10 protein-coding genes and 1 pseudogene are annotated in these 10,668 nt (G+C 70.7%); 8 read left to right on the forward strand and 3 right to left on the reverse strand.

All coding sequences use genetic code 11. The annotated features are described in order from the left end of the window. The 3 genes and pseudogenes from FUT87_RS31810 to FUT87_RS20585 all read right to left on the reverse strand — a co-directional run. A partial coding sequence (locus tag FUT87_RS31810; protein ID WP_404935424.1) for a nucleoside recognition domain-containing protein occupies nt 1-638 on the reverse strand: 638 nt, incomplete at its 3' end. A 9-nt stretch (nt 639-647) separates the two neighbouring features. Beyond that, nucleotides 648-1,777: pseudogene (locus FUT87_RS31815) on the reverse strand (FeoB small GTPase domain-containing protein); the annotation flags it as partial. After that, the gene (locus FUT87_RS20585) at nt 1,728-2,060 is read right to left on the reverse strand and encodes a FeoA family protein (protein ID WP_091723750.1); all 333 of its coding nucleotides are present in this window, start codon (nt 2,058-2,060) and stop codon (nt 1,728-1,730) included. The gene FUT87_RS20585 and the pseudogene FUT87_RS31815, both read right to left, overlap by 50 nt. Nucleotides 2,061-2,372: 312 nt before the next feature. On the opposite strand from FUT87_RS20585, the gene FUT87_RS20590 reads away from it, so the two are divergent. The 8 genes from FUT87_RS20590 to FUT87_RS20625 all read left to right on the forward strand — a co-directional run. After that, entirely contained in the window at nt 2,373-3,374 is a 1,002-nt protein-coding gene (locus FUT87_RS20590; RefSeq protein WP_091725128.1) for a BMP family protein, read from the forward strand. Nucleotides 3,375-3,399: 25 nt separating this feature from the next. Next, nucleotides 3,400-4,995 carry an ABC transporter ATP-binding protein gene (locus FUT87_RS20595; protein ID WP_147242224.1) on the forward strand — a complete coding sequence of 532 codons (1,596 nt, stop codon included), beginning with the start codon at nt 3,400-3,402 and terminating at the stop codon, nt 4,993-4,995. Then, nucleotides 4,992-6,125 (forward strand): ABC transporter permease, encoded by a 1,134-nt coding sequence (locus FUT87_RS20600; protein ID WP_147242225.1) that lies wholly within the window; start codon nt 4,992-4,994, stop codon nt 6,123-6,125. Before FUT87_RS20595 ends, FUT87_RS20600 begins: the two co-directional genes overlap by 4 nt. Further along, on the forward strand, nt 6,118-7,083 hold the full coding sequence (locus FUT87_RS20605; RefSeq protein ID WP_147242226.1) for an ABC transporter permease: 966 nt from the start codon (nt 6,118-6,120) through the stop codon (nt 7,081-7,083). Before FUT87_RS20600 ends, FUT87_RS20605 begins: the two co-directional genes overlap by 8 nt. 2 nt (nt 7,084-7,085) lie before the next feature. Further along, nucleotides 7,086-7,529 carry a cytidine deaminase gene (locus tag FUT87_RS20610; RefSeq protein WP_091723761.1) on the forward strand — a complete coding sequence of 148 codons (444 nt, stop codon included), beginning with the start codon at nt 7,086-7,088 and terminating at the stop codon, nt 7,527-7,529. A 76-nt stretch (nt 7,530-7,605) separates the two neighbouring features. Continuing rightward, on the forward strand, nt 7,606-8,424 hold the full coding sequence (locus FUT87_RS20615) for a purine-nucleoside phosphorylase (protein ID WP_147242227.1): 819 nt from the start codon (nt 7,606-7,608) through the stop codon (nt 8,422-8,424). A 143-nt stretch (nt 8,425-8,567) separates the two neighbouring features. Beyond that, nucleotides 8,568-9,344, forward strand: coding sequence for a deoxyribose-phosphate aldolase (deoC, locus tag FUT87_RS20620; protein WP_221210949.1), 777 nt, complete (start codon nt 8,568-8,570; stop codon nt 9,342-9,344). A 166-nt stretch (nt 9,345-9,510) separates the two neighbouring features. Beyond that, the coding region (locus FUT87_RS20625; RefSeq protein ID WP_147242229.1) for a thymidine phosphorylase at nt 9,511-10,668 on the forward strand (1,158 nt) is incomplete at its 3' end.

A 10,668-nucleotide genomic window follows, 5' to 3' on the forward strand; every position in this document is an offset into this window, starting at 1 on the left:
GAGATGCACTGCGGCGCGAAGATGAACCAGGCCAGCAGCGAGAACGCGGTCGGCAGGCCCCAGGTCGACGAGATCAGCGGCGTCAGCGCCTGCGCGGTGGCGTCGTCACCGGTGGCCGACAGCGCGTACACCGTGCCCAGCGCGCTGACCGCGATCTCGCGCGCCGCCATGCCCGGCACCAGCGCCAGGCTGATCTGCCAGTTGAAGCCGATGGGCTCGAAGATCGTCGCCAGGCCGCGGCCCAGGTAGCCGGCGAAGCTGTACTCGATCGCCGGGCCGGTGGCGCCCTCGGGCGCGCCGGGGAAGGTCGACAGCACCCACAGCAGCAGCGTCAGCGCCAGGATGATGCCGCCCACGCGCTTGATGAAGATCTCCGCGCGCTGCCACAGTCCGATCGCGACGTTGCGCGCATGCGGCCAGTGGTAGCTGGGCAGTTCCATCATCAGCGGACGCACCTGGCGGCCCGCGTCGGTGAAGCGCTTGAGCACCCAGGCCACCGCCATCGCCGCGAGGATGCCGGCGAAGTACAGGACGAAGAGCACCAGCCCCTGCAGCTCGATGCCGCCCCACAGCTCGCGCTGCGGGATGAAGGCGCCGATCAGCAGCGCATACACCGGCAGCCGCGCCGAGCAGGTCATCAGCGGCGCGATCAGGATGGTCACCAGCCGGTCGCGCGGATTGGCGATCGAGCGCGTGGCCATGATCCCGGGGATCGCGCAGGCGAAGCTCGACAGCAGCGGGATGAAGCTGCGGCCCGACAGCCCCACCGAGCCCATCAGCCGGTCCAGCAGGAAGGCCGCGCGCGGCAGGTAGCCCGATTCCTCCAGCAGCAGGATGAAGAAGAACAGGATCAGGATCTGCGGCAGGAACACCAGCACGCCGCCGACGCCCGCGATCAGGCCATCGACCACGAGGCTGCGCAGATGGCCCTCGGGCAGCAGCGCGCCGGCTTGCTCGCCGAGCCAGCCGGTGCCGGCCTCGATCCAGCCCTTGGGCACCTCGGCCCACGCGAACACCGCCTGGAACAGGAAGAACAGCAGCACCGCCAGCAGGATCGGCCCGAAGACCGGATGCAGCACGACGCGGTCGACCTTGTCGCTGGGCAGCTCGCCCTGCAGCGTGTCCAGGCCGAGTTCCTTGAGGATGTGGCCGATGCGGGCGTTGTCCTCGCCCTCGGGCACGGGGCTGGCGGTCTTCCACAGCTCGGGCTGGTCCAGCACCGCGCGCAGGTCGTCCAGGCCGTGGCCGTCGGTGGCGACCGTGCGGATCACCGGCACGCCCAGCAGCGCGGACAGCCTGGCCGTGTCGATCTCGATGCCGCGGCGCTGGGCCAGGTCGGCCATGTTCAGCGCGACCACGCAGGGCAGGCCCTGGCGCTGCACCGACAGGAACAGGCGCAGGTTGCGGCGCAGGTTGGTCGCGTCCAGCACGCAGACGATCAGGTCGGGCCGCTTCTCGCCCTGCGCGCGGCCGGCGAGGACGTCGACGGTGACGCGCTCGTCCGGCGAGCGCGGGTACAGCGAGTAGGTGCCTGGCAGGTCCAGTACCCGCAGCAGCTTGCCGGCGGCCGTCTTGAGCCGGCCTTCCTTGCGCTCGACCGTCACGCCGGCGTAGTTGGCGACCTTCTGGCGGCTGCCGTCAGGCGGTTGAAGAGGGCGGTCTTGCCGCAGTTCGGATTGCCCACCAGCGCCAGCAGCGGCCCGGCCGGATGAATGTGGACGACGGCCTCACGCATGGGCGGCCCCCGCCTGGCCGGTCGCGGCATCGATCGCGGCATCGGTCGGGACGGTGAGCCCGCCGCTCGTGCCGCCCTCGAGCAGCACGCAGTCCGCCTCGGCCCGGCGCAGTGCGAAGGTCGACTGGCCGATGCGCACCACCAGCGGGTCGGCGCCGGGCATCGCGCGGGCCAGCACGGCGACGTGCTCGCCGGCGACGAAGCCGAGCTCCTCCAGCATCTGCTTCCATTCCGGCGCATGGGCCGGCGCCTGCAGCGACTTGACGCGGTGCGCCTGGCCGAGGACGGCCTGCGCGAGGGTGGGGACGGGAAGGACAGCGCTCATGTCGTGGGGATCTCGGGAGGAGCCTGCGGGCTTGCGAAGCGAACATTCTAAATGATAGTAATTCTCAACTTGCTCGATCGAGCCAGGGTGATGTTTCGGTCAATCCGAGGGCGTTTGGCGATCCGCGCGAGCCGGCACGGGAACTGCTAGCCACTAGCCCGCATTCCAGCTGTGTGCAATGGCCTGATTTAGTGAGGCGGCCCCTGATTTGATGAGCCCGCAAACGTTTAGCGTTTTCCTTGACGTGGCTTACACTCGCGCCTTCTTAGAATGCCCGGCTGCTCCTCACCCCTTCGCATCGAGATCGCAATGATGAAGCCCTTCCTGTCGTTCGCCCCGACCGTCACCTCGATCGCCGCCGGCCTGGTGCTGGCCCTGGCGACCGGCGCCGCGGCCGCGCAGACCACCCCGGCGGTGATCTTCGACATGGGCGGCAAGTTCGACAAGTCGTTCAACGAGGCCGCCTACCGCGGCGTCGAGCAGTGGAAGAAGGACACCGGCGGCAAGTACCTCGAGTTCGAGATCAGCAACGAGACCCAGCGCGTGCAGGCGATCCGCCGCATGGCCGAGCGCGGCGCGAGCCCCATCATCTCGGTGGGCTTCGCCCAGGCCTCGGCGCTGAACCAGGTGGCCAAGGACTTCCCCAAGACCAAGTTCGTCATCATCGACGAGAAGGTCAACCAGCCCAACGTGCAGTCGGTGCTGTTCAAGGAGCAGGAAGGCAGCTTCCTCGTCGGCGCGCTGGCCGCGCTGACCAGCAAGACCGGCAAGGTCGGCTTCGTCGGCGGCATGGACATCCCGCTGATCCGCAAGTTCGAGTGCGGTTATGAGCAGGGCGCCAAGGCCGCCAACGGCAAGGTCGAGGTCTTCAAGAACATGACCGGCACGACCGCCTCGGCCTGGAACGACCCGACCCGCGGCGGCGAGCTGGCCAAGGCGCAGTTCGCCAAGGGCGTGGACGTGGTCTTCGCCGCGGCCGGCGGCACCGGCGTCGGTGTCTATCAAGCGGCCAAGGACGCCGGCAAGTTCGCCATCGGCGTGGACAGCAACCAGAACCACCTGCAGCCTGGCACCATGCTGAGCTCCATGGTCAAGCGCGTGGACGTGGCCGTCTACAACGTGCTCAAGGAATGGAAGCCCGGCATCAGCGTGCTGGGCCTGAAGGAAGGCGGCGTGGAGTACGCCGTCGACGCCAACAACGCCAAGCTGATCGCGCCCGCGGTCAAGGCCAAGCTCGACGGCTACAAGGCCGACATCATCGCCGGCAAGATCAAGGTCGCCGACTACATGGCCGACAACGCCTGCAAGAACTGACCCCTCGCGAGCGAGCGTCCCTGACATGACACAGTCCCCACGCGGCGCCGCCGCGCCCGCGGTCCGTCTGTGCGAGATCTCCAAGCGCTTCGGCGCGGTGCAGGCCAACCGGGCGGTGAGCCTGGCCGTCGAGCGCGGCACGGTGCATGGCCTGGTCGGCGAGAACGGCGCCGGCAAGAGCACGCTGATGGCGATCCTCTACGGCTACTACCACGCCGACGAGGGCCACATCGAGGTCGACGGCCAGCGCGTCTCGATCGCCAATTCGCATCAGGCCATCGCGCTGGGCATCGGCATGGTGCACCAGCACTTCATGCTGGTGGACACGCTGTCCGCGCTGGATAACGTCATGCTGGGCGCCGAGCCGGCCTTCTTCCTGTCGCGCGCCAAGCGGCAGGTGCGCCGCGAGCTCGAAACGCTGATGCGCGACACCGGCCTGACGGTGCGCCTGGACGCCACCGTGGCCGACCTGCCGGTGGGCGAGATGCAGCGGCTGGAGATCCTCAAGGCCCTGTACCGCGGCGCCCGGATCCTGATCCTGGACGAACCCACCGCGGTGCTGACGCCGCAGGAGACGGACCAGCTCTTCGAGGTGCTGCGCCGCCTGCGCGAGCGCGGCACCACCATCCTGCTGATCACGCACAAGCTGCGCGAGGTGATGGCGCTGTGCGACGCGGTGACCGTGATGCGCGCCGGCACCGTGGTCAAGACCACCGCGATCGGCGACACGAGTCCCGAGGACCTGGCCGAGAGCATGGTCGGCCGCAAGGTCAACCTGGGCCGTGACGGCGGCGCGGCCAAGCCGCAGTCGGAGCAGCCGGTGCTCAAGGCCGAGGGCCTGACCGTGGCGAGCGACACCGGCTCCGGCGTGCATCTGCTGAGCAACGCCACGCTGGCGCTGCGCCCGGGCGAGATCGTCGGCGTGGCCGGCGTGTCGGGCAACGGCCAGAGCGAGCTGCTCGAGGTGCTGGCCGGCATGCGGGCGCCCGACGCCGGCGCGCTCCATGTGGCGGGGCGCGATTTCCAGGCGGCCGCGTGGATGGACCCGCGCACCGCGCGCGAACTCAAGCTGGCGCACGTCCCCGAGGACCGCCACGCGCTCGGCATGGTGCTGAGCTTCCCGGCCTGGGAGACGGCCGCGCTCGGTTACCACGAGCAGGACCAGTACTGTGCCGGCCCGCTCGGCCTGGGCATGGACCAGCGCCACCTGCGCGCGCAGACCGCCGAGATGATGGAGCGCTTCGACGTGCGGCCGCGCAATCCGGAGCTGGGCTCGTCCAAGTTCTCCGGCGGCAACCAGCAGAAGCTGATCCTGGCGCGCGAGATCGGCCAGCAGCCGGCGGTGCTGCTGGTGGGCCAGCCCACGCGCGGCGTGGACATCGGCGCGATCGAATTCATCCACAACCAGCTGCGCCGCCTGCGCGACGCGGGCTGCGCGATCCTGGTGGTGTCCAGCGAGCTCGACGAGATCCTGGCGCTGGCCGACCGCGTCATCGTCATGAACGCCGGCCGCATCACCGGCGAGCTCGCGATCGATGCCTGCACCGAGAAGAACCTGGGCCTGCTGATGTCCGCTTCCCCCTCCCACGAGAACGCCGCGGCCGCGGCGACCGCCGCATGAGCGCCCAAGCCTTGCAGATGCCGCGCTGGATGGACCTCGTCCTGCTGCCGCTGTGGAACCTGCTGATCGCGCTGGCGGTGGCCGGCGGCGTGGTGCTGCTGATCGGCGCCAGCCCGGTGCAGGCGCTGTCGGTGCTGCTCGAGGGCGCGCTGGGCAGCGCGCGCGGCCTGGGCTACACGCTCTACTACACGACCACCTTCGTCTTCACCGGCCTGGCCGTGGCGGTCGCCTTCCACGGCGGGCTGTTCAACATCGGCGGGGAAGGGCAGGCGACGCTGGGCGGCATCGGCGTGGCGCTGCTCTCGCTGTGGCTGGCGCCCAAGCTGCCGGGCTTCGTGATGATCCCGCTGGCGATCCTCGCGGCGGCGCTGTTCGGCATGGTCTGGGCCGCGGTGCCCGGCTACCTGCAGGCCTGGCGCGGCAGCCATGTGGTCATCACGACCATCATGTTCAACTTCCTCGCCGCCGGCCTGAACGGCTACCTGCTGGTGAACTGGCTGCGTCCGGCGGGTTCGATGTCGGTGGAGAGCGATGCCTTCGCCGACTCGGCGCGCATGCCGGCGGTCCATGAGCTGCTCGCGAAGCTGGGCATCGAGTGGCCGTCCTCGCCGCTGAACCTGTCCATCCTGCTGGCGCTGGCCGCCAGCGTCTTCGTCTGGTGGTTCCTGTGGAAGAGCCGCGCCGGCTACGTGCTGCGCGCGGTCGGCTCCAACCCGAGCGCCGCGCATTACGCCGGCATCCGGCCGCGCTGGCAGGTGCTGGCGGCGATGGGCCTGTCGGGCGCGCTGGCCGGGCTGGTCGGCGTCAACGAGATCGCCGGCGTGCAGGGCAAGCTGACGCTGGACTTCGTCGCCGGCGCCGGCTTCACCGGCATCGCCGTGGCGCTGATGGGCCGCAACCACCCGGTGGGCATCGTGCTGGCCTCGCTGCTGTTCGGCACGCTGTACCAGGGCGGCGTCGAGGTCTCCTTCGAGGTGCCCGGCTTCAGCCGCGAGATGGTGGTGACGGTGCAGGGCCTGATCGTGCTGTTCGCCGGCGCGATGGCGATGGTGAGCGCGCCGATGTTCGCGAAGCTCTACGCGGCGTTCGCGCGCAAGCAGCGCGCGGTGGAGGGGAAGTCCCATGGATGAGGTGCTGATCGGCTCGGTGCTGGCGTCGACGCTGCGCGTCACCACGCCGCTGCTGTTCGCCGCGCTCGCGGGCCTGCTGTCGGAGCGCTCCGGCGTGGTCGACATCGGCCTGGAAGGCAAGATGCTCTCGGCCGCCTTCGCCGCGGCTGCGGTGGCCAGCGTGTCGCACTCGACGACGCTGGGCCTGCTGGCTGCGATCGGCGTGGCGATCGCGATGTCGATGGTCCACGGCTTCGCCACCGTGACGCACCGGGGCGACCAGGTCGTGTCCGGCGTCGCGCTGAACATGGTGGCCGCCGGCCTGACGGTGGTGCTGGGCATCGCCTGGTTCGCGCAGGGCGGCCAGACGCCGCCGATCGCCGCCGAGCAGCGCATCACCGGCCTGCTGCCGCAGTGGGCCGAGCCCGCGCCGGGGAGCTGGGCCGCATCGGTCATCGGCCACGGCCTGCTCAGTCACAACGCGCTGGTCTACCTGGCTTTCGCGCTGGTCGTCGTGGTGTGGTTCTTCCTGGAGCGCACCCGCCCGGGGCTGCGCCTGCGCGCGGTCGGCGAGAACCCGGCGATGGTCGACGCCGCCGGCGTGTCCGTGCCGCGGCTGCGCTACACCGCGCTGGCGCTGAACGGCATCCTGTGCGGCCTGGGCGGCGCCTACCTGACGCTGGCGCAGAACGCCTCGTTCTCGCCCAACATGACCGCGGGCCGCGGCTTCATCGCGCTGGCCGCGATGATCTTCGGCAAGTGGAAGCCGGTGCCGACGCTGTGCGCCTGCCTGCTGTTCGGCTTCCTGGACGCCGTCGCGATCCGCCTGCAGGGCGTGTCGCTGCCGGGCATCGGCGAGGTGCCGGTGCAGCTGATCCAGGCGCTACCCTACCTCCTGACGGTGGTGCTGCTGGCCGGCTTCATCGGCCAGGCGATCGCGCCCAAGGCGCTGAGCAAGCCCTACGTGAAGGAGCGCTGAACATGAGCGCGCAGAACCTCATCGCCTCGATCCCGCTGCCCGCCGACGTCATCGAGCGCCTGCTGAAGGCCGCGCTCGACGCGCGCCGGCATGCGCATGCGCCGTACTCGAAGTACTTCGTCGGCGCCGCGGTGCTGGACGAGCACGGCCGCATCCATGCCGGCTGCAACATCGAGAACGCTGCCTATCCGCAAGGCTGGTGCGCGGAAACCAATGCGCTGGGCCACATGATCATGGGCGGCGGGCGCATCGCCCGCGCGGTGATGGTGACCGGCGCTGGCTCGGAAATCATCACGCCCTGCGGCGGCTGCCGCCAGAAGCTGCGCGAATTCGCGCGGCCCGAGGAGTTGATCGTGATCGCGGGCGACGCCAGCGGCGTGCGCGCGCACTGGACCCTGGAGCAGCTGCTGCCGGCGAGCTTCGGTCCCGACCATCTGAAGAACTGACATCGACGCGGCCACGACGGCCGCGACAGGAGAGAACCATGTCCATGCCCCTGCAAGCGCCGAGCTCGACGCCGCCATCACCACGTCCATCGCCACGCTGAAGGCCACTTTCGGCGAGCAAGGCCCCGAAGTGGCCGTGGTGCTGGGCTCCGGCTGGGCCGGCGCCGTCGACCAGCTGCAGGACGCGAAGCACCTGCCGTATGCGCAGCTGCCGGCCTTCCCCCAGCCCAAGGTCGAGGGCCACGTGGCCGAGATCGCGGTCGGCCGCGTCGGCCAGCAGCGCGTGGCGATGCTGCGCGGCCGCGCGCACACCTACGAGAGCGGCGACTGCACCGGCATGGCCGGCGCGATCCGCAGCCTGAAGGCCTGGGGCGTGAAGGTGCTGGTGCTGACGAATGCGTCGGGCAGCCTGCGCTCGCACCAGCCGCCGGGCAGCCTGATGCTGATCTCGGACCACATCAATGCGCCGCAGCGCTCGCCGCTGACCGGCCTGCCGGGCAGCGACCGCTTCTGCGACATGAGCGTCGCCTACGACGCCGAGCTGCGCCAGCAGGGCTTCAAGGTCGCGCGCGACCTCAACATGGTGCTGACCGAGGGCGTGTACGTGTGGGCCGTCGGTCCGCACTTCGAGACGCCGGCCGAGATCCGCATGTTCGCCGCCTGGGGCGCCGACGCGGTGGGCATGAGCACCGTGCCGGAGACCATCCTGGCGCGTCATGCCGGGCTGCGCGTCGCAGGCCTGGCGCTGATCACCAACATGGCCGCGGGCATGTCGGACGAGGCGCTGACGCACGCGCTGACGCTGCAGCAGGCCAAGGCCTCGGGCGAGCGCGCGGCGGCCTTCCTGGGCCAGTACTTGGCCTCGTTGGCGACGCTGGCATCGCTCAAGGGCTGATCCGCCCGGAAGGCGCAAGATCGGGCCGGCGGTCCGGCCTCGCGAGGCCGTGATCGCCCCTCCGTCCGGAGCACGGGGCGCGCGGCGCCGTGCGCCGGTCAGCCAATGCCGCGCGCTGCGTGACGCAGCCCTGGGAGCAGTAGATGAAGACCGAGATGAGTCTTGAACAAGCGGCGCGACTGGCGCTGCAATGCCTGGACCTGACCAGCCTGAACGATGGCGACACCGCGGCCGACATCGACGCGCTGTGCGCCCGCGCCATCGGCGCGCCGGAGCGCGGCCACGTCGCCGCGGTCTGCGTCTGGCCCCGCTTCGTCGCGCAGGCGCGTGCCGCCTTGCCCGCGGACATCCGGGTCGCGGCGGTCGCGAATTTCCCCGATGGCAGCCTCGATCTGCCGCGCGTGCTGGCCGAGGTCGATGCGATCGCGCAGGCCGGCGCGCAGGAGGTCGACGTGGTGCTGCCGTACAAGGCGCTGATGGCGGGGCAATCGACCGAGGTGGCGGAGTTCCTCGCGGAGGTCCGCCACGCGACGCGCCCACTGACCTTGAAGGTGATCATCGAATCGGGCGAGCTGGGCTCGCCGGCGCGCATCGCCGAGGCCACGCGCCAGGCGCTGATGGCCGGGGCCGACTTCGTCAAGACCAGCACCGGCAAGAGCCCCGTGTCGGCCACGCCCGAGGCGGCCGCGACGATGCTGCGCGAGATCGCGGCGAGCGGCCTGGGCAACGCGGGCTTCAAGGCCTCGGGCGGGATCCGCTCGGTGGCGGATGCGCGCGGCTACCTGCAGCTTGCCGCCGATGCGCTGGGCGTGAGCGCGCTGACGGCCCACCGCATGCGCTTCGGCGCCAGCGGGCTGCTGGGCGACATCGAGGCGGTGCTGGCCGGGCAGGACAGCGCGGCCGTCAGCGCGGCCTACTGACGCGACGACGCACGGGCGCAGAAGCGGCAAAGACGCGACAAAGAAGCGGCTCGGCGAGCGGCGCATCGCGACGAATCCGCGACCTTGCCGCGATGGCCATCACGAAGCGACGCCCCGGCCGACAAGGGGCGCTGAGACAACGACCACACATCGAAGGGACGCGGCGATCATGCTGGCGCAGGAAATCATTCGGGCCAAGCGCGAGGGGCGCGCGCTGGACGAGGCCCAGATCCGGCACTTCGTGCGCGGGCTGGTGGACGGCAGCTGGAGCGAGGGCCAGGTGGCCGCGCTCGGCATGGCGGTGTTCCTGCGCGGCATGGGACGGGACGAGGCGGTCGCGCTGACGCGCGCGATGATGGACAGCGGCCGCGTGATGCGCTGGCCCGACATGCCGGGGCCGGTGCTGGACAAGCACTCGAGCGGCGGCGTGGGCGACAAGCTGAGCCTGATGATCGCGCCGATGGTGGCGGCCTGCGGCGGCTACGTGCCGATGATCGCGGGCCGTGGCCTGGGGCACACCGGCGGCACCGTCGACAAGCTCGAGGCCATCCCCGGCTACACGACGACGCCGGCGCCGGCGGACTTCGACCGCATCGTCCGCACGCTGGCCTGCGCCATCATCGGCCAGACCAGCGACCTGGCGCCCGCCGACAAGCGCTTCTACGCGGTGCGTGACATCACCGCCACCGTCGAGAGCGTGCCGCTGATCACCGCGAGCATCCTGTCGAAGAAGCTGGCGGCCGGCCTGCAGGGCCTGGCGATGGACATCAAGTGCGGCAACGGCGCCTTCGCGGCGACGCCCGAGTTCGGCCAGGAGCTGGCGCGCAGCATCGTCGAGGTGGCCGGTGGCGCGGGCCTGCGCACGCGGGCGCTGATCACCGACATGAACCAGGTGCTGGGCCGGGAAGTGGGCAACGCGCTGGAGGTGCGCGGGGCCATCGACTACCTGAAGGGCGACGGACCGCGCGAGGCTCGCACCCATGAACTGACGCTGGCGCTGTGCGCCGAGATGCTGGTGCTCGGTGGGCTGGCGTCTGACACGGCGGCCGCGCGCGTGAAGCTGCAGGCGGCGCTGGACAGCGGCGCGGCGGCGGAGCGCTTCGCGAAGATGGTCGCGGCGCTGGGCGGGGGCGCGTACATCGGCCAGCGGATGTCGACCGGGCAGCAGGACTTCGAGGGCCGCCTTGAGCACTGGCGCATCGGCCTGGACCTGCTCAAGACCATGGACGAATGGCTGCTCGGCAAGGGCAGCGGCCGTTTCCCGGCGAGCTTCGCCAATGGTGGCCCCTTCGACGAGCGTGTCGGCGACTACCGGTGGAACCCG

The organism is Mitsuaria sp. TWR114 (assembly GCF_007997345.1).